Origin of the sequence: Pseudomonas sp. MWU318, assembly GCF_016756945.1 — a bacterium.
GTDB lineage: Bacteria > Pseudomonadota > Gammaproteobacteria > Pseudomonadales > Pseudomonadaceae > Aquipseudomonas > Aquipseudomonas putida_A.
In genome coordinates this window covers 467,488-491,492 of sequence record NZ_JAESJL010000004.1, presented here as the reverse complement: position 1 = coordinate 491,492, position 24,005 = coordinate 467,488, and the positions used below count along the sequence as shown (strand labels likewise).

The window sequence follows — 24,005 nt, the reverse complement described above, 5'->3', positions numbered from 1 at the left end:
CAGGCTGCGATCTTTTGATTCTGCTTTGCCTGAAGTAACCTGTGCGCCAATTTCCCAGGTCGCCGCCATGATTTTCCTCATCGCCTACATCAGCAGCGTCGTGCTGATCAACTTCGCTTTCTCCACCGCGCCACACCTGGACATTATCTGGTCGGCCTGGGGCGGGTTGGTGTTCGTGTTGCGCGACATGGTGCAAACCCGTTTCGGCCACGGTGCGCTCGTGGCGATGCTGGCGGCGCTGGTACTGTCTTACGTCACTTCTGATCCATCCATCGCCTTGGCCAGCGCCACGGCGTTCGCGGTGTCGGAAATCATCGACTGGCTGGTGTTCAGCGTCACCAAACGGCCGCTGCGCGACCGCCTGTGGATCAGCTCGGCGCTGAGCATTCCGCTCGATACCTTCATCTTTTTCGGCATGATCGACCTGATGACGCCACCGGTGATCATCACTGCACTGGTCTCGAAGTTCGCTGGCGTCACTGCCGTCTGGCTGATCATGGCCTGGCGCGAGCGCAAACAGGCTGTCGCCAGCTGAGCCAAACCCTCCGGTTCATGTAAAATGCCGCGCTTTCTCCCCATGGAAAGCGCGTCTGGCGTCGCTTTCCTCGATGATCCGCTTCTTTGAGGACCTGAGATGACCCGTATCGGAACTCCATTGTCGCCAACCGCGACCCGCGTATTGCTGTGTGGCTGTGGTGAGTTGGGCAAGGAAGTGGTGATCGAGCTGCAACGCCTGGGCGTTGAAGTGATTGCCGTCGACCGTTACGCCAACGCGCCGGCCATGCAGGTTGCGCACCGCAGCCACGTGATCAACATGCTCGACGGCGCCGCGCTGCGTGCAGTCATCGAAGCCGAGAAGCCGCACTTCATCGTGCCGGAAATCGAAGCCATCGCCACCGCCACGCTGGTCGAGCTGGAAGCCGAAGGCTTCACCGTGATCCCGACGGCCCGCGCCGCGCAACTGACCATGAACCGCGAAGGCATCCGCCGTCTGGCCGCTGAAGAGCTGGACCTGCCAACCTCGCCGTACCATTTTGCCGACACCTTCGAGGACTACAGCAAAGCCGTGCAGGATCTGGGTTTCCCGTGCGTGGTCAAGCCAGTCATGAGCTCGTCGGGCAAAGGCCAGAGCCTGCTGCGCAGCGCCGATGACGTGCAGAAAGCCTGGGATTACGCGCAAGAGGGCGGTCGCGCCGGCAAAGGTCGGGTGATCATCGAAGGCTTCATCGATTTCGACTACGAAATCACTCTGCTGACCGTGCGCCACATCGGCGGCACCACGTTCTGCGCACCGGTCGGTCACCGTCAGGAGAAGGGCGACTATCAGGAATCCTGGCAGCCGCAAGCCATGAGCCCGATTGCCCTGGCTGAGTCCGAGCGCGTGGCCAAAGCCGTGACCGAGGCCTTGGGTGGTCGCGGGCTGTTCGGCGTCGAGCTGTTCATCAAGGGTGATCAGGTGTGGTTCAGCGAAGTCTCGCCACGCCCGCATGACACCGGTCTGGTGACCCTGATTTCTCAGGATCTGTCGCAGTTCGCCCTGCACGCCCGCGCCATTCTCGGTCTGCCGGTGCCGATGATCCGTCAGTTCGGCCCATCCGCTTCGGCGGTGATTCTGGTGGAAGGGCAGTCGACCCAGGCCGCGTTCGCCAACCTTGGGGCAGCGTTGAGCGAGCCGGATACGGCGTTGCGTCTGTTCGGCAAGCCTGAAGTCAATGGTCAGCGCCGGATGGGCGTGGCGTTGGCGCGGGATGAGTCGATTGAGGCTGCGCGTGCCAAGGCGACCCGGGCTGCTCAGGCTGTTGTGGTAGAGCTGTAAACCGAGTCGCCCCTATCGCGAGCTAGCTCGCTCCCACAGGGAAATGCATTCCAATGTGGGAGCGAGCTTGCTCGCGAAGCTTTTGATCTCCTGTCAGGCAACCTGATTCAGGTCGTTATTGCGCGTTTCCTTCAGGCACAGCACAGCAATCAGGCTGAGTACCGCTGCCGCCGACACATACCCGCCGACATAACTCAACCCCCCCATCGCCACCAGTTTCTGCGCGAAGAACGGAGCTGCCGAGGCGCCGACGATGCCGCCGAGGTTGTAAGCGGCCGATGCGCCGGTGTAGCGAACGTGCGTCGGAAACAGTTCCGGCAGCAGCGCGCCCATCGGGGCAAACGTCACCCCCATCAAGAACAGCTCGATGCACAGGAACAGCGCCACACCCCAGGTCGAGCCCTGTGTCAGCAACGGCTCCATCAGAAACCCGGACAGAATCGCCAGCACGCCGCCAACGATCAGCACCGGTTTGCGCCCGTAACGGTCACTCGCCCAGGCGGACAACGGTGTTGCCGCGGCCATGAACAGCACGGCAAAACACAGCAGTCCAAGAAACGTCTCACGGCTGTAGCCGAGGGTGGACACGCCGTAGCTCAGGGAAAACACCGTCGAGATGTAAAACAGCGCATAGCACACCACCATCGTCGCCGCGCCGAGCAGGGTGGGCGCCCAGTACTGGCTGAACAGCTCGACCAGCGGCACCTTCACTCGCTCCTGACGGGCGATGGCGTTGGCGAATACCGGGGTTTCGTGCAGTTTCAAGCGCACATACAGGCCGACCATCACCAGTGCCGCGCTGAGGAGGAACGGAATCCGCCAGCCCCAGCTGCGGAACTGCTCGTCATCGAGGGTCATGGCCAGGGTCAGGAACAGGCCATTGGCTGCAAGAAAGCCGATTGACGGGCCAAGCTGCGGGAACATGCCGAACCACGCCCGTTTGCCCTTGGGCGCGTTCTCCGTCGCCAGCAGCGCTGCGCCGCCCCATTCACCGCCCAAGCCCAGGCCCTGACCGAAACGCAGCACGCACAACAGAATCGGCGCCCAGGCGCCAATGCTGGCGTAACCCGGCAGCACGCCGATCAACGTGGTGCAGACGCCCATCAGCAACAGCGAGGCGACCAGTGTCGATTTGCGTCCGATGCGATCACCGAAGTGGCCGAACAGTGCCGAACCCAGGGGACGGGCGAGGAAGGCGATGCCGAAGGTGAGAAACGCCGACAGCATTTGCGCGGTGCCGGACGTCTGCGGAAAGAACACCGGCCCGATAACCAGCGCGGCGGCCGTGGCGTAAACGTAGAAGTCGTAGAACTCGATGGCGGTGCCGATGAAACTCGCTGTCGCCACGCGGGTGGCGGAGTTGGTCGGCTGGGCAGGCGCGGTGGCGCTGTAAGCGGTACTGGTCGTCATGCGGTGATCCCTGACAGTCATGAGCTCCGTTGGAGCGAATTATTATGGTTGAACACCCAGGGATGTGGGATGAGACGCGAGCGCTGTTTCGAGTAGGAACAGTCGTCGGGGTAGTGCGGAAATGGCCGAAACCGCTTTAGTGCGGGGTAAGCACAGGGCTCGGCAGCGCCTGGGTAAGTGGCTCGATTATAGGAAGGGGGCTAACGAATGAACAAGAGCAAAGATCGCAGCCTTCGGCAGCTCCTACAGAGTACAGAGGAACGCATTCCCAAATGCAGGAGCTGCCGAAGGCTGCGATCTTTTGATCTTTTATCTGGCCGGCACCAAAGCAGGCACAGCGCTCGTATGCCAGATCAACACCTTGCTCACCCGGTTGTCCTCGGTCTCGAGAATCTCCAGCCGATAACGCCCGATCTTCAGGCACACCGCGCTGTCCGGAATGGTCTCCAGCGCCTCGGTCACCAGGCCGTTGAGGGTTTTCGGCCCGTCGCTCGGCAAATGCCAGCCCAGGCATTTGTTCAACTCGCGGATCGACGCGGTGCCGTCGATCACCATGCGCCCGTCGGGCTGCGGATGGATGTGCGGGTTGTCGAGGCTGTGCTCGCTTTCGAATTCGCCGACGATTTCTTCGAGAATGTCTTCCAGGGTGACGATGCCCAGCACTTCGCCGTACTCGTCCACCACCATGCCCAAGCGGCGCTGCTGCTTGTGGAAGTTCAGCAGTTGCAGTTGCAGCGGGGTGCTTTCCGGAACGAAGTACGGCTCGTAGCTGGCGGCCAGCAGCGCTTCGCGGGTCAGCTGGCCATCGTTGAGCAGATGGCGGATCTGCCGGGTGTTGAGCACCGCTTCGACCTGGTTGATGTCGCTGTGGAACACCGGCAGGCGCGTGCGCTTGTTGTGGCGCAGTTGTTCGACGATCGCTTCGATTGAGTCGTCGAGGTTGATGCCGTCGACATCGCTGCGCGGCACTAGAATGTCGTTGACCGTGATGTTGTCCAGCGCGTGGATCCCGGAAACCGGGTGGGTGCGAGACGGATGTTCCGGGTCGTCGTTCGGGTCGGCAGGTTCTTCGTCTTCACTTTGTTGCACCACCTGGGGTTTGCGCGCGAAGGGACGCAGCAGCAGACCGCTGATGCGGCTCAGCAGCCAGGCCAGCGGGTAAAGAATCTTCAGCGGAACCGCCAGCAGGGTATTACCGAACGACAGCACCGCATCCGGGTAGCGCTGGGCCACGGTGCGCGGAAAGTAATCGGCAAACACCAGCAACACGGCACCGGCGCCGAGGCAGGCGGCCCACGGGCCGTTTTCTTCGCAAAGGAAGATTGCCAGCAGTGTGGCAATGACCACCGCGAGGGCGCGGCACAGGGTGTTGCACAGGATCAGACTGTCGAGCGGAAAGCTCAGCTTCGCCAGCGGCTTATCGCTGGCACGCGAGGCGGTGCGTTGCGCGAGCAAGTGCTGCTGTGCGATTTCGACGGCGGTAAACAGCCCCGACCATAAAATCAGCAGGACAAATACCGCAAGCATCGGCCCTATGGGCAAACCGTCCATTTATGCCGCCCGTCAGATGTGCAGGATGTATTCACGAACCAGTTTGCTGCCGAAATACGCCAACATCAGCAGGCAGAAACCGGCGAGAGTCCAGCGAATCGCCTTGTGGCCACGCCAGCCGAGGCGATTGCGGCCCCACAGCAGCACGCTGAACACGATCCAGGCCAGGCACGCCAGCAAGGTCTTGTGCACCAGATGCTGGGCGAACAGGTTCTCGACGAACAGCCAGCCGGAGATCAGCGACAGCGACAGCAGCGTCCAGCCGGCCCAGAGGAAGCCGAACAACAGGCTTTCCATGGTTTGCAGCGGCGGGAAGTTCTTGATCAGGCCTGACGGGTGCTTGTGCTTGAGCTGGTGATCCTGTACCAGCAGCAACAAGGCCTGGAACACCGCGATGGTGAACATGCCGTAGGCAAGGATCGACAGCAGGATGTGGGCGAGGATGCCCGGTTCTTCGTCGATGATCTGTACCGTGCCAGCCGGGGCGAACTGCGCCAGCAGCACCGTCGCCGCGCCGAGCGGGAACAGCAGCACCAAGAGGTTTTCCACCGGGATCCGCGAGCAGGCCAGCAGCGTCAGGGCGATGACGGCCGCGGCGATCAGGCTGGCGGCGCTGAAGAAGTCCAGGCCCAGGCCGATCGGCGTCAGCAGGTGAGTGAGCAGGCTGGCGCTGTGGGCCAGCACGGCAAGGATGCCGAGCGTAACCAGCAGGCGCTTGTTCGCCTTGGCGCCGGAGGCCAGGCGGGTGCCCTGATAAAGGGTCGCAGCGGCATAAAGAAGAGCGGCGGCGATGGTAGTCAGCAAACTGGGTGACAAGGGGAGCATAAATCCTGTTAGGCAGGCCCGAAAGGCGCTGAGTTTGGCATAGAACCGCCACACCACGAAAGTGCGAGGTGTCCGCCCGACGCAGTCTTCGCTATAATCCGCGACCTGCCCACGCCGCAGGCTCGCCGAGCACATGTTGAATCCGGTCTGGGCCGCCATTATCCCGGTCTACACAGGGCCTGAAAGGATCGCGCAATGTTTGAAAACTTAACCGACCGTCTCTCGCAGACGCTGCGCCATGTCACCGGCAAGGCGAAGCTGACTGAAGACAATATCAAAGACACCCTGCGCGAAGTGCGCATGGCGTTGCTCGAAGCCGACGTCGCCCTGCCGGTGGTCAAGGACTTCGTCAATTCGGTCAAGGAGCGCGCTGTCGGCACCGAGGTGTCGCGCAGCCTGACGCCGGGCCAGGCCTTCGTGAAGATCGTCCAGGCCGAACTCGAAAGCCTGATGGGCGCGGCCAACGAAGACTTGAACCTGAGCGCCGTGCCGCCCGCCGTCATTCTGATGGCCGGTCTGCAGGGTGCCGGTAAAACCACCACCGCCGGCAAACTCGCGCGCTTCCTTAAAGAGCGCAAGAAGAAGTCGGTAATGGTCGTCTCGGCGGACATCTACCGTCCGGCTGCGATCAAACAGCTGGAAACCCTGGCCAACGACATCGGCGTGACGTTCTTCCCGTCCGATCTGAGTCAGAAGCCGGTCGACATCGCCAACGCGGCTATTAAAGAAGCAAAACTGAAATTCATCGACGTGGTCATCGTCGACACCGCCGGTCGTTTGCACATCGATGAAGAGATGATGGGCGAAATCAAGGCGTTGCACGCCGCGATCAACCCGGTGGAAACCCTGTTCGTGGTCGACGCCATGACCGGTCAGGACGCCGCCAACACGGCCAAGGCCTTCGGTGATGCGCTGCCACTGACCGGGGTGATCCTGACCAAAGTCGACGGCGATGCCCGTGGCGGTGCCGCACTGTCGGTCCGCGCGATCACCGGCAAGCCGATCAAGTTCATCGGTATGGGCGAGAAGAGCGAAGCGCTCGATCCGTTCCACCCCGAGCGTATCGCTTCGCGGATCCTCGGCATGGGCGACGTGCTCAGCCTGATCGAACAGGCTGAAGCGACCCTCGACAAGGACAAGGCCGACAAACTGGCCAAGAAGCTGAAGAAGGGCAAGGGCTTCGACCTCGAAGACTTCCGCGATCAGTTGCAACAGATGAAGAACATGGGCGGCCTCGGCGGACTCATGGACAAGCTGCCGAGCATCGGCGGCGTCAACCTGTCGCAAATGGGCAATGCCCAGAACGCGGCAGAGAAGCAGTTCAAGCAGATGGAAGCCATCATCAACTCCATGACCCCGGCCGAGCGCCGCGACCCTGAACTGATCAGCGGTTCGCGCAAACGCCGGATCGCCATGGGTTCCGGCACTCAGGTGCAGGACATCGGTCGCTTGATCAAGCAGCACAAGCAGATGCAGAAGATGATGAAAAAATTCACCGCCAAAGGCGGAATGGCGAAAATGATGCGCGGCATGGGCGGTATGTTGCCCGGCGGCGGCATGCCGAAAATGTGATTCAGGACACCAAGACTTCGCCGGTCGTCGCACCGGCGCAGACCCTGCAAGGACGCAGGATCAACAGCAAACCCGCACTCGGCGGGAGCTGACTGGCCGTTTTCATCGACGGCTCTATATGCAAATCCGCACGGCATGCCATAGGCGCCGGAAAAAGTCATTTGCAAAAGTCCGGATATTCCTTAGAATATGCGGCCTTTCGGGCACCCATGCCCGCTGTGCATTTAGATTTGCAGCACCGACTACAGGAACGATGTTCACATGCTAACAATCCGTCTTGCCCTTGGCGGCTCCAAAAAGCGCCCGTTTTACCACCTGACCGTAACCGACTCGCGTAACCCGCGTGACGGCTCCCACAAAGAACAGGTTGGTTTCTTCAACCCTGTTGCCCGTGGTCAGGAAATCCGTCTGTCCGTGAACCAAGAGCGCGTAGCCTACTGGCTGAGCGTTGGTGCACAGCCTTCTGAGCGTGTTGCTCAGTTGCTGAAGGAATCTGCCAAGGCTGCAGCCTGAGCAGTATGAGCGCGACGCCAGAAAAAGCTGATGACCTGATCGTTGTCGGCAAGATTTTTTCGGTTCACGGCGTTCGCGGCGAGGTGAAGGTCTTTTCCTTTACCGATCCGATTGAAAACCTGTTGGACTACCGCAACTGGACGCTTCGGCGCGAAGGCGTGGTGAAACAGGTCGAGCTGGTCAGCGGCCGATCCACTCAAAAGGATCTGGTTGCCAAGCTCAAAGGCCTCGACGATCGCGATGAAGCCCGTCTTCTGAGCGGTTATGAGATTTGCATCTCGCGAAGCCTTTTGCCCAACCTGACAGGCGACGAGTACTACTGGTACCAGTTGCAGGGTCTGAGCGTCATCAACCAGGACGAGCAATTGTTCGGCAAGGTTGATCACCTGTTGGAGACCGGCGCGAACGATGTATTGGTGGTCAAGCCCTGCGCGGGCAGCCTGGATGATCGCGAGCGGTTGTTGCCCTATACGGAGCAATGCGTGCTGGCAATCGACCTGGAAGCAGGCGTGATGAGGGTGGAATGGGACGCGGACTTCTAAGCAATGGCCAGCCTGCGCGTAGACGTCATAACGTTGTTCCCCGAGATGTTCTCGGCCATCAGTGAGTACGGCATTACCAGTCGTGCGGTCAAACAGGGGCTGTTGCAGCTGACCTGTTGGAATCCGCGGGATTACACGACGGATCGGCATCACACTGTGGACGATCGCCCGTTTGGCGGTGGTCCGGGCATGGTGATGAAGATCAAGCCCCTGGAAGATGCTCTGGTTCAGGCCAAGGCAGCAGCCGGGGAGGCGGCGAAGGTGATTTACCTGTCCCCCCAAGGCCGTCAACTGACTCAGTCGGCGGTACGCGAGTTGGCAAAATCGGATGCATTGATCCTGATTGCCGGCCGCTATGAAGGCATTGACGAGCGCTTTATTGAGGCTCATGTCGATGAAGAGTGGTCGATTGGTGACTATGTACTGTCTGGCGGCGAGCTGCCGGCCATGGTCATGATCGATGCGGTTACACGACTGCTGCCCGGAGCTTTAGGGCATGCGGATTCCGCTGAGGAAGATTCCTTTACGGATGGTCTGCTGGATTGCCCGCACTACACCCGACCTGAGGTGTATGCGGATCAGCGTGTTCCCGACGTGTTGCTGAGTGGCAATCACGCGCATATCCGGCGTTGGCGTTTACAGCAGTCCCTTGGTAGGACCTATGAACGACGCGCCGATCTTCTGGAAAGCCGCTCGCTTTCTGGAGAAGAGAAGAAGCTGCTCGAGGAATACATCCGCGAGCGGGACGATAGTTAACAACGTATCGATGGTAGATCAGTTGATTTACCTTAGGAGCACAGCATGACCAACAAAATCATCCTTGCACTCGAAGCAGAGCAGATGACCAAAGAAATCCCTACCTTTGCCCCAGGCGACACTATTGTCGTTCAGGTGAAAGTGAAGGAAGGCGATCGTTCCCGTCTGCAAGCGTTCGAAGGCGTTGTAATCGCCAAGCGTAACCGCGGCGTGAACAGTGCGTTCACCGTTCGTAAAATCTCCAACGGTGTTGGCGTAGAACGTACTTTCCAGACCTACTCCCCGCAGATCGACAGCATGGCTGTTAAACGTCGCGGTGACGTACGTAAAGCCAAGCTGTACTACCTGCGCGACCTGTCGGGTAAAGCAGCTCGCATCAAGGAAAAACTGGCTTAAGTCCAGCTTCCGATGCAGAAAAAAGCAGCCTACGGGCTGCTTTTTTGTTGCCCGCAATTCAACCCGCCTCCCCTGTAGGAGCTGCCGAAGGCTGCGATCTTTTGATCTTGCTTTCAATTCGGAAGCCCGCGATTTACGAGCAATAACCCATGACCACCCGCGACCAGGAAATCCAGCGCCGCACCGAACTCTCGGTAACCCGCGTGACCAAAGCCGTCTTCCCGCCGACCACCAACCACCACAACACCCTGTTCGGCGGCACCGCGCTGGCATGGATGGACGAAGTGTCGTTCATCACCGCCACGCGCTTCTGCCGCCTGCCGCTGGTGACTGTTTCAACCGACCGCATCGACTTCAACCACGCGATCCCGGCCGGCTCCATCGTCGAACTGGTGGGACGGGTGATCAAAGTCGGCAACACCAGCCTCAAGGTCGAGGTGGAAGTGTTTGTCGAGAGCATGAGTTGCGATGGCCGCGAGAAGGCGATTCATGGGCAGTTCAGCTTTGTCGCTATTGATGATGACAAGCGGCCGGTGCCGGTGCTGCCTGGGTTTGCAGCCTGATCTGAAACCGAGTCGCGCCATTCGCGAGCAGGCTCGCTCCCACAGGTTTTGTGTCGGACACAATTTCCGATCACTGTGGGAGCGAGCCTGCTCGCGAAGCGTCAGCTCAGGCACCGCTGGCCTCCGGCTGAATCAACGCCAGCAACGTCCACCCGGATCCCGGTTTCAAAGCGGTCTCCGGCGTCACCACATGCACCCAGCCACTGTCATCGCGCATGAACAGCAGCGTCGCCCGATTGCCATGCAATGCCTGGTAATCCTCCCAGCCAAACCCATCGGTCAGCGTCGTGCTGTAGACCTCGGCGCCGTTGCTGATCAGGCTGGCCAGCTTGGCATAGGTCAGCGCCTCGCTCCCCAGTTGATTGCCGCGATGCTCAAGACTCGCCCGGTGCTTGTCGCTGCGACGGCTTTCCTGACCACTGGCCAGACCAAACAGGCGTTGATGACCAAAGTCGTGTCGAAAACGCATCGCCGCCAAGGTATTCAGCTCGCCTGAAGGCGATAACGCCAATAGATGCCCCAGCCCCACCAGATCCAGATGCGCATCGGCATGCTGTGAAGCCGGGTTACCAAAGTACGTCGGCAAACCCTCCATGCGCGCCGCACGAATATTCTCCCAGCTCGAATCGGTCAACAACACGCGACTGCCTAGTTGCTGCAACGATTTGCCCAGCAGCCGCGCCGGGCCGTTGGCACCGACGATCAGGAAGCCGCTCGGCGCCGGTTCGGCGACGTTAAGCAAACGTGCCAGTGGCCGAGCGGTTGCACTTTGCAGCACCACAGTGCCAATGATCACCGCGAAAGTCAGCGGCACCAGCAGCAGCGCACCTTCGTGCCCGGCCTGATCCAGACGAATCGCGAAAATCGCCGACACCGCCGCCGCCACGATCCCGCGCGGGGCGATCCAGCACAGCAGGGCGCGTTCACGCCAGCTCAGGCTGGAGCCGGCAGTGCTCAACAGCACGTTCAGCGGGCGCGCGATCAGTTGAATCACCAGCAGCAGAATCAGCACCAGCGGCCCGAGGCCGATCAAGGCATGCAGATCCAGTCGCGCCGCGAGCAGGATGAACAGCCCGGAAATCAGCAGCACGCTGAGATTTTCCTTGAAGTGCAGGATGTGCCGCACATCCACGCCCTTCATGTTCGCCAGCCACATGCCCATCAGCGTCACCGCCAGCAGGCCGGACTCGTGCATCACCTGATTCGACGCAATGAAAATCCCCAGTACGGCTGCCAGCGAGGCGAGGTTGTGCAGGTATTCCGGCAGCCATTGGCGACGGATGATGGTGCCCAGCACCCAGCCGCCGACCACCCCGAATACGCTGCCGCAGACAATCACGCCGCCGAAGGTCAGCAGACTCTGTTCGAGGCCGTTGCCCTCGGAGCGGGCAATGATGAAGCTGTAGACCACCACCGCGAGCAGGGCGCCGATCGGGTCAATGACGATGCCTTCCCAGCGCAGGATGTTGGCGATCGAGGCTTTCGGCCGCACCACCCGCAGCATCGGCACGATCACCGTCGGTCCGGTCACCAGCGTCAGGCTGCCGAACAGGATCGCCAGCAGCCAGTCGAAGCCGAGCAAGAAGTGGGTGGCGACGGCAATCACCACCCAGGTCGTGAGCGCGCCGAGGGTCACCAGCCGATGCACGACGCTGCCGATCTCGCGCCATTCCGACAGGTGAAGGGTCAGACTGCCCTCAAACAGGATCAACGCGACCGCCAGCGACACCAGCGGCATCAGCAATGGGCCGAACATTTCCTGCGGGTCGAGCCAGCCCAGCACCGGCCCGGCGAGTATCCCGGTCAGCAACAGAAACAGAATCGCCGGCAGCTTCAGGCGCCACGCCAGCCACTGGCAACCCAACGCAGCGACGCCGATCCCGCCAAATGCCAAGAGAATTTGCTGCTCGTTCATTGAAGCTCCCTGTTCCTTGAAATTGCGGGCTATGAAAGACTAGCGGCCATTCCTACAGTTCACTCTACATTTGCGCACAGCCCCGGAGGTTGTGTGCCTTGAGCGCCCATGCCTGCCATCGACCATCCACTGATTGACCAATTCCTCGACACCCTGTGGCTGGAAAAAGGCCTGTCCGACAACACCCGCGGCGCCTACCGCAGCGATCTGGCGCTGTTCAACGGCTGGCTGCAGGAGAAAAACCTCGAGCTGATCAATGCCGGTCGTGAGTTGATCCTCGATCACCTGTCCTGGCGCCTGGAGCAGAACTACAAGCCGCGTTCCACCGCCAGATTTCTTTCCGGTGTGCGTGGTTTTTATCGCTATCTGCTGCGAGAAAAGCTGATTACGGTCGATCCGACCTTGCGCGTCGACATGCCGCAACTGGGCAGACCGCTGCCCAAGTCGTTATCGGAAGCCGACGTCGAGGCGTTGCTCAAGGCGCCGGATCTGAGCGAAGCCATCGGCCAGCGTGACCGCGCCATGCTTGAGGTGTTGTATGCCTGTGGTCTGCGGGTGACCGAACTGGTCAGCCTGACGCTGGAGCAGGTCAACCTGCGTCAGGGCGTGCTGCGGGTGATGGGCAAGGGCAGCAAGGAGCGCCTGGTGCCGATGGGCGAGGAGGCAATCGTCTGGATCGAGCGCTACATGCGCGATGGTCGCAGCGAGCTGCTCGGCGGGCGCCCCAGCGATGTGCTGTTCCCCAGCCAGCGCGGCGAACAAATGACCCGTCAGACCTTCTGGCACCGGATCAAGCATTGGGCCAAGGTCGCCGGGATCGGCAAATCGCTGTCGCCGCACACTTTGCGTCACGCCTTCGCCACGCATCTGCTCAACCACGGCGCCGATCTGCGGGTGGTGCAGATGCTGCTGGGGCACAGTGACCTGTCGACCACGCAGATTTACACCCATGTCGCCCGTGCGCGCCTGCAAGACCTCCACGCCAAACACCACCCGCGCGGCTGAACACAGTCCCCTGTAGGAGCTGCCGAAGGCTGCGATCTTTTGATCTTGCTTGTGATTCCAAAAGCAAAGTCAAAAGATCGCAGCCTTCGGCAGCTCCTACATGTCTTGTGTCAGGCGCATTCGGCCATGCGAGCCTTATGTGGTAGGCTTTGCCGGTTTGCACGATGGACGGTTATGACCCGGTGTTCCGGCACGGGCGTTCTGACCGTTTCATTTGTCCGCCTTCAGGAGTTCTCATGCGTCTGACCCAGATTTTCGCCGCCGCAGCCATTGCGTTGGTCAGCACCTTTGCCGTCGCCGATGACGCGGCCGACAAAGCCATTCGTCAAAGCCTGGAAAAACTCGAACTCGAGGTTCCGGTAGAAAGCATCAGTGCCAGCCCGTTGCCGGGCATGTATGAAGTCAAGCTCAAGGGCAGCCGCGTGCTGTATGCCAGCGCTGATGGCCAGTACATCGTTCAGGGCTACCTGTTTCAGCTCAAGGACGGCAAACCGGTCAACCTGACCGAGAAAACCGAACGCCTGGGCATCTCCAAACTGATCAATGCCATTCCAGTGGCCGAAACCGTGGTGTATCCGGCGGTGGGCGAGACCAAATCGCACATCACCGTGTTCACCGACACCACCTGCCCGTACTGCCACAAGCTGCACGCCGAAGTGCCTGAGCTGAACAAACGCGGCATCGAAGTGCGTTACGTGGCGTTCCCGCGTCAAGGCCTCGGTTCGCCGGGTGACGAGCAATTGCAGGCCGTGTGGTGCTCGACCGACAAGAAAGCCGCCATGGACAAAATGGTTGATGGCAAGGAAATCAAGGCCGCCAAGTGCGCGAACCCGGTTTCCAAGCAGTTCGCGCTCGGTCAGTCGATCGGCGTGAACGGCACACCGGCTATCGTTTTGGCCGACGGACAGGTCATTCCGGGCTACCAGCCGGCGCCACAAGTCGCCAAACTGGCGCTGGGCGCCAAGTAATTCGCATCGTCACGGTCCGCCGTTGACGATCATGGTCCGGCAGCAACATCGCCGGGCCATTAATAGAGAGCCGCGAACACGCGGTTGTTTTCCGGCCGACCTTGCGTCGGCCGTTTCATGGGGAGTTCACAGTGAATCCGGTCAAAGTAGGCATCTGTGGGTTAGGGACCGTCGGTGGCGGTACCTTCAACGTACTTCAGCGCAACGCCGAGGAAATTGCTCGTCGTGCCGGGCGTGGGATCGAAGTGGCACAAATTGCCATGCGCACGCCAAAGCCTCAGTTCCAGACGACCGGTATTGCGATTACCAACGATGTCTTCGAAGTGGCCACGAACCCTGAGATCGACATCGTCATAGAGCTGATGGGCGGCTACACCGTTGCCCGCGAGCTGGTACTCAAGGCCATCGAGAATGGCAAGCATGTGGTCACCGCGAACAAGGCACTGATCGCCGTTCACGGTAATGAGATTTTCGCCAAGGCACGAGAGAAAGGCGTGATCGTGGCATTCGAAGCGGCCGTGGCCGGTGGCATTCCGGTGATCAAGGCGATCCGTGAAGGCCTGTCCGCCAACCGCATCAACTGGGTCGCCGGGATCATCAACGGCACCGGCAACTTCATCCTCACCGAAATGCGCGAGAAGGGTCGCACCTTCGAAGACGTGCTGGCCGAAGCGCAAGCGCTGGGCTACGCCGAAGCCGATCCGACCTTCGACGTCGAAGGCATCGACGCCGCGCACAAACTGACGATTCTGGCCTCCATCGCGTTCGGCATTCCGCTGCAATTCGACAAGGCCTACACCGAAGGCATCACCAAGCTGACCACCGCTGACGTGAACTACGCCGAAGCGCTGGGCTACCGCATCAAGCACCTCGGCGTGGCGCGCAGCACCGCTGCCGGCATCGAGCTGCGCGTACACCCGACGCTGATCCCGGCCGATCGTCTGATCGCCAACGTCAACGGCGTGATGAACGCCGTGATGGTCAACGGTGACGCCGCCGGTTCGACACTGTTCTACGGCGCCGGTGCCGGCATGGAGCCGACCGCGTCGTCGGTGATCGCCGACCTGGTGGACGTGGTTCGCGCCATGACGTCCGATCCGGAAAACCGCGTGCCGCACCTGGCCTTCCAGCCCGACTCGCTGTCGGCGCATCCGATCCTGCCGATCGAAGCCTGCGAAAGCGCCTACTACCTGCGCATCCAGGCCAAGGACCATCCGGGCGTACTGGCTCAGGTGGCGAGCATCCTCTCGGAGCGCGGCATCAACATCGAGTCGATCATGCAGAAGGAAGTCGAGGAACACGACGGTCTGGTACCGATGATCCTGCTGACCCACCGCGTGGTCGAGCAGCGTATCAACGATGCGATCGCCGCCCTCGAAGCCCTGGCCGGCGTGAATGGTCCGGTTGTGCGGATCCGCGTCGAGCACCTGAACTAAGTCGTTGTCCTGCAATGGCCCCGTGAAAGGGGCCACTGTTGTGCACACTCTCCATTGGAGTCAGTCATGCGTTACATCAGTACCCGCGGCCAGGCACCGGCCCTGAATTTCGAAGACGTCCTGCTGGCCGGTCTGGCCACTGACGGCGGTCTGTACGTCCCGGAAAACCTGCCACGTTTCACCCAGGAAGAAATCGCTTCCTGGGCCGGCCTGCCGTATCACGAGCTGGCTTTCCGGGTCATGCGCCCGTTTGTCACCGGCAGCATCCCGGACGCCGATTTCAAAAAGATCCTCGAAGAAACCTACGGTGTGTTCTCGCACAGCGCTGTTGCGCCGCTGCGTCAGCTCAACGGCAACGAATGGGTGCTCGAGCTGTTCCACGGCCCGACCCTGGCGTTCAAGGATTTCGCCCTGCAACTGCTCGGTCGTCTGCTCGATTACGTGCTGGAAAAGCGCGGCGAGCGCGTGGTCATCGTCGGTGCCACCTCGGGTGACACCGGTTCGGCCGCCATCGAAGGCTGCAAGCACTGCGAAAACGTCGACATCTTCATCCTGCACCCGCACAACCGTGTGTCCGAAGTGCAGCGTCGGCAGATGACGACGATTGTCGGCGAGAACATCCACAACATCGCCATCGAAGGCAACTTCGATGACTGCCAGGAAATGGTCAAGAACAGCTTCGCCGACCAGAGCTTCCTCAAGGGCACGCGCCTGGTAGCGGTGAACTCGATCAACTGGGCGCGGATCATGGCCCAGATCGTCTACTACTTCCACGCAGCCCTGCAACTGGGCGGCCCGGCGCGTTCGGTGGCGTTCTCGGTACCGACCGGCAACTTCGGCGACATCTTCGCCGGTTACCTGGCGCGCAACATGGGCCTGCCAATCAACCAGTTGATCGTCGCCACCAACCGCAACGACATCCTGCACCGCTTCATGAGCGGCAACCAGTACGTCAAGGAAACCTTGCACGCCACGCTGTCGCCGTCGATGGACATCATGGTTTCGTCGAACTTCGAACGTCTGCTGTTCGACCTGCACGGTCGCAACGGCGCGGCCATCGCCGGTTTGATGGATTCGTTCAAGCAGGGCGGTGGTTTCAGCGTCGAGCAAGAGCGCTGGACCGAAGCCCGCAAGCTCTTCGACTCGCTGGCCGTGGACGATGCGCAAACCTGCGAAACCATCGCTGAAGTCTACGCGCAGTGCGGCGAAGTGCTGGATCCGCACACCGCCATTGGCGTCAAGGCCGCCCGCGAATGCCGTCGCAGCCTGGACATCCCGATGGTGATTCTGGGCACTGCACATCCGGTGAAATTCCCGGATGCCGTGGAGAAAGCGGGTGTAGGAAAAGCTCTCGAACTGCCTGCACATCTTTCTGATTTGTTTGAGCGAAACGAGCGCTGCACCGTTTTGCCGAACGAACTGAAAGCCGTACAGGCCTTTGTCAGCCAGCATGGCAACCGTGGCAAGCCGCTGTAAGTCGAAAAAGCTGTCACATTTTGAAGCCCGTCTCCTGACGGGCTTTTTTGTTTCTGCTGCCACACTGCTCGGGTTTTCGCCCACGTAAGACGGGTGAGTCGATCACGAAGGAAGTGGCAATGCAGTTTGAGAGAGGATGGAAATACACCCTGAACGGCTTTTTTTTAGTTTGCCTGCTGAGTTGCTGGCGTCCGGTCACGGCGGCGCAACTGGCGTTGCACCACGAGGAGCCGCTGAACGTCGCGCCCATCGCTCTGGACGAGCACGAGCGCCAATGGGTTCGCGACAACCCCAGGGTCATCGTCGCGTCCGTGCAATATCCGTTGTACCTGTTCCAGGACGAGCACGGCCACTGGAGTGGCCTGAACAGTGATGTGCTCAGGCGTATCAGCGCCATGACCGGGTTGCAATTCGTTTACCACGAAACGTTTTCCACCGATCAGTTGCTTGAGCGCCTCGAAAGCGGCTTGGCGGACATGACCACGACCCTGGCAATGAATGATGAACGCAAGTCGGCCCTGGATTTCAGCCACGCGTTTGGCGGTGCTGGCTGGGTTTTCGTCGGACACGTGGATCAACCGGTCGTGCGCTCATTTGCGCAACTGAGCAAACGGGTTCTGGTGCTACCGACGCGGCACGCGCTGGAAAGCGTCATTCGGCGCGATTATCCCTCCATCGAAATCCGTTCGGTCAAAACCTACGCCGAGGCACGGGCGCTGGTTGAAAGTGGGGAGGCCTACGCCACGATCGAAAATGAAATCGGTTCGCAACTGTATCCGTCCGGCCTGCTTAAGGTTGGCGAGTTGCTGGAGGGTAAATGGGAAGCCGATCATCTGACCTTGCGCAAGGGGCAACCAGAGCTCTTGAGCATACTGAACAAGGCCCTTGAAGCCTTTCCCGCGACCGAGTTACGGGCCATACGCCTGAAGTGGCTGGGTGGTCTTCACCCGAAACGGGCGTCAGCCGATCAACAGCTAGTGGCCCGGCTCGGCTGCTGGGGGCTGTTCGCCGGCAGTGTTTTTTTGATCCTGTCGCTGATCTGGAATCGTCGGCTGGCAGTTGTGATCAAGCAGCGCAGCGAAGTGCAAAGGCACCTGGGGGATCAACTGGTGTTCCAGCGTGCGCTGATTGATGCGATGCCTGATCCAGTGTTCGTGCGGGATCTGGAGGGGCGCCTGATCCTGTGCAACAAAAGCTATGAAGAAGCGCTGTCGATCCGTTTCGACCAGGTTCAGGGGCGGCGCCTGATTGATCTCGAGGTGCTGCCGCCAACCACTGCCAGCCTGCTCCATGGTGAGTTCATGGCCCAGTTGCGCACACGCCGGACACGCTTCAGCAAACGCTGGTTACAGTTCAATACGGGGACCCGGGAGATTTATCAGTGGACAGTGCCGTTCTATAGCGCGGACGGTGAATTGCGCGGCTTGCTCGGTGGCTGGACTGACATCACCCGGCGCAATGACATAGCGGGATTAAGTCCAGGCTAAAGTTAGGAAAGTTCCTATACGGCGCGCCGCCTTTTCCGATGGGAGGCTGAAGGAGGCTGCCCTAGAGTGGATGCCAACTGCGGGAAATCCGCGATTGCTGTCCCGGAGGCCGCCCTTGCGCTCGCTCAAAGTCCTGATTCTCGAACCTGACCCCTATCAAATGATGGCTTTGCACCAGATGCTCAACGCCGTCGGCATTTACGACGTGCTGACAGCGCCATCGCTGGCATCAGCCAAGTGCTCGCTGGAGCGCCGTTCCCAGGTCGACATTGCAATCTGCGATCCACAATTACGAGGCGGTGAGGGGCTGGCGTTGATCCGCCATCTGGCGACCGAACAGCAAGCCAGGGCGCTCATTCTGCTGGGCCGGACGCCACCGGGCCTGTTGAGCGATCTCGAAAGCCTGCTCCACGAGCACGAGCTGAAATTGCTGGGGCGTTTGCAAACGCCGGTTTCAGCAGTGCTGATGCGCGGGCTGCTGGACAGCTACCTGCAAGCGGCAGCCCACCCGGTGCGGGCTTGAGCCAATGGTTATGTTTCTGTCATCTTCACCGTGCATGCTCTGACAGACCGCTAACTGCTCCGGGAGCAGCGCGGTATTCAGAACTTTCTTCTCGGGCCGGTGGTCATTTATTGTGAACACGCCCCAGGCACAATGTTTTCGGACTATTGAGTGGAGATCGAGATGGAAAGTATCAGTCTATTGCTCGGTGAGGCTCTGAGCCCGTATCAGGTGACGTTGACTCCGTGTGGCACCCATGGCGAATGCCTGGTGACGCTGAAGAACAGCAACGGCGCCCTCGTGGTGGAGCGCGAATTCAATCAGGCGCAGTTGAGCGACAAACGCCTGCTGACAGATGTGGTCGACGGTTTGCACCGTGATGTGCTGATCGCCGAAGGGCGGCTGGAGCCCTGTGTGATCGCGGCCTTGCGCAATGCAGCACTGGATAAGCGCGCGGCATTGTGAAGATGAAATATTTTTTGTGGGAACCTTCCTGCATTCCCGTCAGTCAGACCCCGTAACAGCAGGATCAAGCATTGTGCTCCGGTGCTTGTCGCTTGCTGCTACGGGTCTTTATGTAGACCGCGTTTAACCCCGAGTCGTCTCCCCACTTCTCGGGGTTTCTTTTTGCCCGCAGGTTTTTATTGCGCGGCCTGCTGCTCGAAAAAAGTCCGCGCCTGTTGCAGGTAATCCGCGCGCATTTCGGGGTCCAGCCAGTCGGCGTACGACTGGTTCAGTGGTTCATGGGGCAAGGTCCGCAGCAGTTGGTTGATCTCAGTGATCGCCTGACGGCCCTGGGGCGTATCGGAACACCCGACGTAACCAGACAGATACTTGCCGGTGCCGCGAATCGGATAGAACACCAGTTCGTCTTCGGCAATTTGCGCCTGCTGCGCCTGATAGCGGATCTCCGGCCAGTAACCCAGCACCACTTGCAGACGCCCCAGGCGCTGCATCGACAGCAGGCTGCTCAGGGCGTCGTTGCCATAATGCGGCGTCAGTGCACCGCTGGGAGCCTGCTTGAGTAGAGTGTCGAGATACTCGCCGTAACTGCGCTCGGCGACGACTCCGACCTTGGTTTCGCCGTTGGCCAGAAATGCGGTCAGATCGACTTCACCGTCGGTCAGGTACGGCGCCAGAACATTGCGATCCTTCTGACGCACCACCAGACCATTACTGACAGCGCGAAACGCCGGGATAGAGAAGGCGATCCATTGCGTGCGCTCCTTGCTCCAGATCAGCGAGGGGTCGCAGGTGAAGGACGGCTCTTGCAGCATTTGCATGCCGCGGGCGCGATTGACCCGCATCAGCGTGTGTTCGTATTGCGGCATGCCGGCGATCAGCATTGGCATCAGTTGATCGATCACACCCTGGCCCTTTTTCGGGCCTTCGAAGATGGTCAGGGGCGGCAGGTCGCGCAACAGCCAGACCAGCGTGGGTTTCGCTTGCGCCCAGGCGGGCAGGGCGAGCAGAAACAACAGGCCGAACAGCCGCCACGTCCACCAGTGGTGGGCGCGGTTGGCGTCCAATGTCTGCCGATGTTTCAGGTTAAATAGCTCCGTCTGTGCGCAACCGGGCGATCTGCTGTTCGTCGTAGCCAAGATCGCGCAGTACCTGCGCATTGTGTTCACCGAGCTGCGGCCCGACCCATTCGGAAGTGCCCGGTGTCTCAGAGAGTTTCGGCACGATGCCCGGCATCTTGAAAGGCTTGCCGTCCGGCAGTTTCGCCTGCAGGAACATTTCCCGGGCGAGGTACTGCGGATCGCTGAACATGTCCTCGGCACTGAAGATCCGGCTGGCCGGCACTTCCGCCTGATTGAGCAGGTCGAGCACGCTTTGCAGCGGCAGCGAATTGACCCAGCGGTCGATCACGCCATACAACTCGTCACGGCGACTGTCGCGCCCGTCGTTGCTCGCCAGTGTCGGGTCGTTGGCCAGATCCTCCCGGCCGATGATCAGCATGAAGCGCTTGAAGATCGCGTCGCCATTGGCGCCGATCTGCACATGCTTGCCGTCGGCGCTGGTATGGATCGATGACGGCGTGATGCCCGGCATGATGTTGCCGGTGCGCTCGCGGATGAAGCCGAACACGTCGAACTCCGGCACCATGCTTTCCATCATGGCGAAAATCGCCTCGTACAACGCGACATCGACCACCTGGCCGAGACCGCCGTTGACCTCGCGATGACGCAGCGCCATCAGCGCGCCGATCACGCCCCACAACGCGGCTATCGAGTCGCCGATGGAAATCCCGGTGCGCACCGGGGGCCGGTCCTCGAAACCGGTGATGTAGCGCAAACCGCCCATGGACTCGCCGACCGCGCCGAAGCCCGGTTGATCCTTCATCGGCCCGGTCTGGCCGAAACCCGAGAGGCGCACCATCACCAGTTTCGGGTTCAGGGCATGCAGGGTTTCCCAGCTCAGCCCGAGTTTTTCCAGGACACCGGGGCGAAAGTTTTCGATCAGGATGTCGGCTTCGCCAAGGAGTTTTTTCAGGATCGCCAGACCCTCGGGGTGCTTGAGGTTCAGCGTCAGCGACTTTTTGTTGCGCGCCTGGACGAACCACCACAGCGAAGTGCCTTCATACAATTTGCGCCACTTGCGCAGCGGATCACCGCCGTCGGGCGATTCGATCTTGATCACTTCGGCGCCGAACTCGCCGCAAATGCGCGAGGCGAACGGCCCGGCAATCAACGTACCCAATTCAATGACTTTCACACCGCTGAGCGGTTTGTTGGCGAACGGCATACTGAATCCTGTAGGACAAGGCTGAGCGGATACAGCGTTTTAACATAGCCGGCTGTCAGACGCCGCAGGTTGATCGCCATCAATTCGATGATTGCCTACGGCATCGGTTAGACTTGCCGACTTTCCTCGTATCAAGAAGCCCGTTCATGGCCCAGCCGTCTACCACTTACAAATTCGAACTGAACCTCACCGACCTCGACCGCAGCGTCTACGAGAGCGTCAAGCAGACCATCGCCCGTCACCCTTCGGAAACCGAAGAGCGCATGACCGTGCGGCTGCTGGCCTACGCCCTCTGGTACAACGAGCAGTTGTCGTTTGGCCGTGGTCTGTCGGACGTGGATGAACCTGCGCTGTGGGAAAAAAGCCTGGATGACCGCGTTCTGCACTGGATCGAAGTCGGTCAGCCAGACGCTGATCGCCTGACCTGGTGCTCGCGTCGCACCGAACGCACCAGCCTGCTGGCCTATGGCAGCCTGCGCGTGTGGGAAACCAAAGTGATCCCGGCAATCAAGAACCTGAAGAACGTCAACATCGCCGCTGTGCCGCAGGAAGTGCTGGAAACCCTGGCCAAGGACATGCCGCGCGTCATCAAGTGGGACGTGATGATCAGTGAAGGTACGATCTTCGTCACCGACGACCGCGGTCAGCATGAAGTCCAGTTGCAATGGCTGCAAGGTGAACGCGGCTGATCCTGCGTCGTTCACTGATTAATCCCACGTATTCAAGAGAAGTTTCCGTTACCCCATGCGTATTGATCCTCGACCGTTGCCTGCCACGCTGCCGTTTCTCGGTGACCTGCCACCTTTGCTGACCCGTTTGTACGCGGCGCGGGGTGTGCAGTCCGAGGCGGAGCTGGATAAAAGTCTGGCGCGGCTGATTCCGTTCCAGCAGCTCAAGGGCATCGAGGCGGCGGTGGATCTGCTGGTGACGGCGCTGGAGCAGCGTCAACGGATTCTGATCGTCGGTGACTTCGACGCCGATGGCGCGACGGCCAGTACGGTCGGCGTGCTCGGCTTGCGTCTGCTGGGCGCGGCGCATGTCGATTATCTGGTGCCGAACCGCTTCGAATACGGCTATGGCCTGACCCCGGAAATCGTCGAGGTTGCCCTGACCCGCGAGCCGCAGTTGCTGATCACTGTCGACAACGGCATCTCCAGCGTCGAAGGCGTGGCGGCGGCGAAGAAGGCCGGGCTCAAGGTGTTGATCACCGACCACCACTTGCCCGGCGATGAACTGCCGCTGGCCGATGCGTTGGTCAACCCAAACCAGCCCGGCTGCGAGTTTCCGAGCAAGGCGCTGGCCGGGGTCGGGGTGATTTTCTACGTGTTGATGGCCTTGCGTGCACGCCTGCGCAGCCTCGGCTGGTACGAGAGCAAGCCGCAGCCGAACATCGGCGAACTGCTGGATCTGGTGGCGCTGGGCAGCGTTGCCGACGTGGTGCCGCTGGACGCCAACAATCGGATTCTGGTGCATCAGGGGCTGGAGCGGATTCGCGCCGGGCGCGCACGGCCGGGGATCAAGGCGATTCTTGAAGTGGCCAAGCGTGACGCGGCGCGGATTACCTCCACCGACCTGGGTTTCATCGTCGGCCCGCGCCTGAATGCGGCGGGGCGCCTGGATGACATGAGCCTCGGCATTGAATGCCTGCTCACCGCCGATGCCAATCTGGCGCGGGAAATGGCTGCGCAACTGGACGGCATGAACCAGGATCGCAAATCCATCGAGCAGGGCATGCAGCGAGAGGCGCTGGCCCAGCTCAAGGATTTGCCGGTGGAATCGATGCCGTTCGGCCTGTGCCTGTTCGATCCCGAGTGGCACCAGGGCGTGATCGGCATTCTCGCTTCGCGGATGAAAGAGCGTTATTTCCGCCCGACGATTGCCTTCGCCGATGCCGGTGACGGTTTACTCAAGGGCTCGGGGCGTTCGGTGCAGGGTTTCCACATTCGCGATGCTTTGAGCGTGGTGGCGGCGCAGCATCCGAACCTGATCGCCAAGTACGGTGGCCATGCGATGGCGGCCGGCCTGACCTTGCCGCAGGAGAATTTTCCGCTGTTCGCCGAGGCTTTCGATGCCGAAGTGCGTCGGCAACTTCGTGAGGAGGACCTGACCGGGCGCATGCTTTCGGATGGCACGCTGGCGGTCGAGGAATTCCATCTGGAACTGGCCCGCGCCCTGCGCCATGCCGGGCCTTGGGGCCAGCACTTTCCGGAGCCGCTGTTCCACGGCGTGTTCCAGTTGATCGAGCAGCGGGTGGTTGGCGAGCGGCACCTGAAAGTGGTGCTGAAAAGCGAGTGCGGGTCGGTGAAGCTGGATGGCATCGCTTTCGGCATTGACCGTGATGTCTGGCCGAACCCGACCATTCAGTGGGTCGAACTGGCCTACAAACTCGACGTCAACGAATTTCGGGGCAACGAGACGGTGCAACTGATGATTGCCCACATCGAACCGCGCTGACGCCATTCGCGAGCAGGCTCGCTCCCACAGGCACGGTGTTGTCTTTGTGGGAGCGAGCCTGCTCGCGAAA

At 60.6% G+C, this 24,005-nt stretch carries 23 protein-coding genes; 17 read left to right on the top strand and 6 right to left on the bottom strand.

Annotated features, from left to right (window positions below; translation table 11 throughout):
* Positions 1-67: 67 nt before the first annotated feature.
* Both JN524_RS13325 and purT read left to right on the top strand, forming a co-directional pair.
* On the top strand, positions 68-535 hold the full coding sequence (locus JN524_RS13325) for a VUT family protein (RefSeq protein WP_007967799.1): 468 nt from the start codon (positions 68-70) through the stop codon (positions 533-535).
* Positions 536-634: 99 nt separating this feature from the next.
* Complete coding sequence (gene purT, locus JN524_RS13320) at positions 635-1,816, top strand: formate-dependent phosphoribosylglycinamide formyltransferase (protein WP_202369618.1); 1,182 nt, start codon at positions 635-637, stop codon at positions 1,814-1,816.
* Positions 1,817-1,909: 93 nt separating this feature from the next.
* Here purT and JN524_RS13315 read toward each other — a convergent pair whose 3' ends face one another.
* The 3 genes from JN524_RS13315 to JN524_RS13305 form a co-directional block, all read right to left on the bottom strand.
* Positions 1,910-3,226, bottom strand: coding sequence for an MFS transporter (locus JN524_RS13315; protein WP_139053781.1), 1,317 nt, complete (start codon positions 3,224-3,226; stop codon positions 1,910-1,912).
* A gap of 309 nt (positions 3,227-3,535) precedes the next feature.
* Entirely contained in the window at positions 3,536-4,777 is a 1,242-nt protein-coding gene (locus JN524_RS13310; protein WP_183785702.1) for an HlyC/CorC family transporter, read from the bottom strand.
* A 12-nt stretch (positions 4,778-4,789) separates the two neighbouring features.
* A complete protein-coding gene (locus tag JN524_RS13305; protein WP_027610969.1) occupies positions 4,790-5,602 on the bottom strand; it encodes a cytochrome C assembly family protein in 813 nt (270 codons plus the stop codon).
* Between the two features lie 195 nt (positions 5,603-5,797).
* Between JN524_RS13305 and ffh the strand changes: the two genes are divergently transcribed.
* The 6 genes from ffh (at position 5,798) to JN524_RS13275 (ending at position 9,944) form a co-directional block, all read left to right on the top strand.
* Positions 5,798-7,174, top strand: a complete 1,377-nt coding sequence (ffh, locus tag JN524_RS13300; RefSeq protein ID WP_007967791.1) for a signal recognition particle protein — start codon at positions 5,798-5,800, stop codon at positions 7,172-7,174.
* A 261-nt stretch (positions 7,175-7,435) separates the two neighbouring features.
* Positions 7,436-7,687 carry a 30S ribosomal protein S16 gene (gene rpsP / locus JN524_RS13295; RefSeq protein WP_003185073.1) on the top strand — a complete coding sequence of 84 codons (252 nt, stop codon included), beginning with the start codon at positions 7,436-7,438 and terminating at the stop codon, positions 7,685-7,687.
* 5 nt (positions 7,688-7,692) lie between these two features.
* Positions 7,693-8,229, top strand: a complete 537-nt coding sequence (rimM, locus tag JN524_RS13290; RefSeq protein WP_047601381.1) for a ribosome maturation factor RimM — start codon at positions 7,693-7,695, stop codon at positions 8,227-8,229.
* Positions 8,230-8,232: 3 nt separating this feature from the next.
* Positions 8,233-8,985 carry a tRNA (guanosine(37)-N1)-methyltransferase TrmD gene (gene trmD / locus JN524_RS13285; RefSeq protein WP_003221981.1) on the top strand — a complete coding sequence of 251 codons (753 nt, stop codon included), beginning with the start codon at positions 8,233-8,235 and terminating at the stop codon, positions 8,983-8,985.
* A 45-nt stretch (positions 8,986-9,030) separates the two neighbouring features.
* Positions 9,031-9,381: a 50S ribosomal protein L19 gene (gene rplS / locus JN524_RS13280; RefSeq protein WP_003175895.1), complete on the top strand. Its 351-nt coding sequence runs from the start codon at positions 9,031-9,033 to the stop codon at positions 9,379-9,381.
* Between the two features lie 149 nt (positions 9,382-9,530).
* Positions 9,531-9,944, top strand: a complete 414-nt coding sequence (locus JN524_RS13275) for an acyl-CoA thioesterase (RefSeq protein ID WP_041063151.1) — start codon at positions 9,531-9,533, stop codon at positions 9,942-9,944.
* A gap of 106 nt (positions 9,945-10,050) precedes the next feature.
* Here the strand turns inward: JN524_RS13275 and JN524_RS13270 are convergent, their stop codons facing one another.
* Positions 10,051-11,859: a cation:proton antiporter gene (locus tag JN524_RS13270; protein WP_202369617.1), complete on the bottom strand. Its 1,809-nt coding sequence runs from the start codon at positions 11,857-11,859 to the stop codon at positions 10,051-10,053.
* 108 nt (positions 11,860-11,967) lie between these two features.
* Here JN524_RS13270 and xerD point away from each other — a divergent pair, with 108 nt between their 5' ends.
* The 7 genes from xerD (at position 11,968) to JN524_RS13235 (ending at position 19,198) form a co-directional block, all read left to right on the top strand.
* Positions 11,968-12,864, top strand: a complete 897-nt coding sequence (gene xerD, locus JN524_RS13265; RefSeq protein WP_202369616.1) for a site-specific tyrosine recombinase XerD — start codon at positions 11,968-11,970, stop codon at positions 12,862-12,864.
* A gap of 236 nt (positions 12,865-13,100) precedes the next feature.
* A complete protein-coding gene (dsbC, locus tag JN524_RS13260; RefSeq protein WP_007967782.1) occupies positions 13,101-13,832 on the top strand; it encodes a bifunctional protein-disulfide isomerase/oxidoreductase DsbC in 732 nt (243 codons plus the stop codon).
* Between the two features lie 131 nt (positions 13,833-13,963).
* Positions 13,964-15,268: a homoserine dehydrogenase gene (locus tag JN524_RS13255; RefSeq protein ID WP_007908972.1), complete on the top strand. Its 1,305-nt coding sequence runs from the start codon at positions 13,964-13,966 to the stop codon at positions 15,266-15,268.
* A gap of 66 nt (positions 15,269-15,334) precedes the next feature.
* Positions 15,335-16,744: a threonine synthase gene (gene thrC / locus JN524_RS13250; protein WP_027610971.1), complete on the top strand. Its 1,410-nt coding sequence runs from the start codon at positions 15,335-15,337 to the stop codon at positions 16,742-16,744.
* A gap of 119 nt (positions 16,745-16,863) precedes the next feature.
* Complete coding sequence (locus tag JN524_RS13245; protein WP_202369615.1) at positions 16,864-18,231, top strand: transporter substrate-binding domain-containing protein; 1,368 nt, start codon at positions 16,864-16,866, stop codon at positions 18,229-18,231.
* 115 nt (positions 18,232-18,346) lie between these two features.
* The gene (locus tag JN524_RS13240) at positions 18,347-18,754 is read left to right on the top strand and encodes a response regulator (protein WP_202369614.1); all 408 of its coding nucleotides are present in this window, start codon (positions 18,347-18,349) and stop codon (positions 18,752-18,754) included.
* Positions 18,755-18,916: 162 nt separating this feature from the next.
* On the top strand, positions 18,917-19,198 hold the full coding sequence (locus JN524_RS13235; RefSeq protein WP_139053778.1) for a DUF3509 domain-containing protein: 282 nt from the start codon (positions 18,917-18,919) through the stop codon (positions 19,196-19,198).
* A 176-nt stretch (positions 19,199-19,374) separates the two neighbouring features.
* On the opposite strand, the gene JN524_RS13230 is transcribed toward JN524_RS13235, so the two are convergent.
* Together JN524_RS13230 and JN524_RS13225 are read right to left on the bottom strand one after the other, a co-directional pair.
* Positions 19,375-20,355: a TIGR02285 family protein gene (locus JN524_RS13230; protein ID WP_442964272.1), complete on the bottom strand. Its 981-nt coding sequence runs from the start codon at positions 20,353-20,355 to the stop codon at positions 19,375-19,377.
* Positions 20,282-21,481, bottom strand: coding sequence for a CaiB/BaiF CoA transferase family protein (locus JN524_RS13225; RefSeq protein ID WP_202369612.1), 1,200 nt, complete (start codon positions 21,479-21,481; stop codon positions 20,282-20,284). Before JN524_RS13225 ends, JN524_RS13230 begins: the two co-directional genes overlap by 74 nt.
* A 146-nt stretch (positions 21,482-21,627) precedes the next feature.
* Here JN524_RS13225 and JN524_RS13220 point away from each other — a divergent pair, with 146 nt between their 5' ends.
* A complete protein-coding gene (locus tag JN524_RS13220; protein WP_007908961.1) occupies positions 21,628-22,170 on the top strand; it encodes a YaeQ family protein in 543 nt (180 codons plus the stop codon).
* Positions 22,171-22,225: 55 nt separating this feature from the next.
* Complete coding sequence (gene recJ / locus JN524_RS13215) at positions 22,226-23,935, top strand: single-stranded-DNA-specific exonuclease RecJ (protein ID WP_202369611.1); 1,710 nt, start codon at positions 22,226-22,228, stop codon at positions 23,933-23,935.
* Positions 23,936-24,005 lie beyond the last annotated feature (70 nt).

Excerpts from the sequence above, each read along its gene's own strand:
- JN524_RS13325 (WP_007967799.1), top strand. The coding sequence starts at position 68 with ATGATTTTCCTCATCGCCTACATCAGCAGCGTCGTGCTGATCAACTTC.
- purT (WP_202369618.1), top strand. The coding sequence starts at position 635 with ATGACCCGTATCGGAACTCCATTGTCGCCAACCGCGACCCGCGTATTG.
- JN524_RS13315 (WP_139053781.1), bottom strand. The coding sequence starts at position 3,226 with ATGACGACCAGTACCGCTTACAGCGCCACCGCGCCTGCCCAGCCGACC.
- JN524_RS13310 (WP_183785702.1), bottom strand. The coding sequence starts at position 4,777 with ATGGACGGTTTGCCCATAGGGCCGATGCTTGCGGTATTTGTCCTGCTG.
- JN524_RS13305 (WP_027610969.1), bottom strand. The coding sequence starts at position 5,602 with ATGCTCCCCTTGTCACCCAGTTTGCTGACTACCATCGCCGCCGCTCTT.
- ffh (WP_007967791.1), top strand. The coding sequence starts at position 5,798 with ATGTTTGAAAACTTAACCGACCGTCTCTCGCAGACGCTGCGCCATGTC.
- rpsP (WP_003185073.1), top strand. The coding sequence starts at position 7,436 with ATGCTAACAATCCGTCTTGCCCTTGGCGGCTCCAAAAAGCGCCCGTTT.
- rimM (WP_047601381.1), top strand. The coding sequence starts at position 7,693 with ATGAGCGCGACGCCAGAAAAAGCTGATGACCTGATCGTTGTCGGCAAG.
- trmD (WP_003221981.1), top strand. The coding sequence starts at position 8,233 with ATGGCCAGCCTGCGCGTAGACGTCATAACGTTGTTCCCCGAGATGTTC.
- rplS (WP_003175895.1), top strand. The coding sequence starts at position 9,031 with ATGACCAACAAAATCATCCTTGCACTCGAAGCAGAGCAGATGACCAAA.
- JN524_RS13275 (WP_041063151.1), top strand. The coding sequence starts at position 9,531 with ATGACCACCCGCGACCAGGAAATCCAGCGCCGCACCGAACTCTCGGTA.
- JN524_RS13270 (WP_202369617.1), bottom strand. The coding sequence starts at position 11,859 with ATGAACGAGCAGCAAATTCTCTTGGCATTTGGCGGGATCGGCGTCGCT.
- xerD (WP_202369616.1), top strand. The coding sequence starts at position 11,968 with ATGCCTGCCATCGACCATCCACTGATTGACCAATTCCTCGACACCCTG.
- dsbC (WP_007967782.1), top strand. The coding sequence starts at position 13,101 with ATGCGTCTGACCCAGATTTTCGCCGCCGCAGCCATTGCGTTGGTCAGC.
- thrC (WP_027610971.1), top strand. The coding sequence starts at position 15,335 with ATGCGTTACATCAGTACCCGCGGCCAGGCACCGGCCCTGAATTTCGAA.
- JN524_RS13245 (WP_202369615.1), top strand. The coding sequence starts at position 16,864 with ATGCAGTTTGAGAGAGGATGGAAATACACCCTGAACGGCTTTTTTTTA.
- JN524_RS13235 (WP_139053778.1), top strand. The coding sequence starts at position 18,917 with ATGGAAAGTATCAGTCTATTGCTCGGTGAGGCTCTGAGCCCGTATCAG.
- JN524_RS13230 (WP_442964272.1), bottom strand. The coding sequence starts at position 20,355 with ATGCGCAGGTACTGCGCGATCTTGGCTACGACGAACAGCAGATCGCCC.
- JN524_RS13225 (WP_202369612.1), bottom strand. The coding sequence starts at position 21,481 with ATGCCGTTCGCCAACAAACCGCTCAGCGGTGTGAAAGTCATTGAATTG.
- JN524_RS13220 (WP_007908961.1), top strand. The coding sequence starts at position 21,628 with ATGGCCCAGCCGTCTACCACTTACAAATTCGAACTGAACCTCACCGAC.
- recJ (WP_202369611.1), top strand. The coding sequence starts at position 22,226 with ATGCGTATTGATCCTCGACCGTTGCCTGCCACGCTGCCGTTTCTCGGT.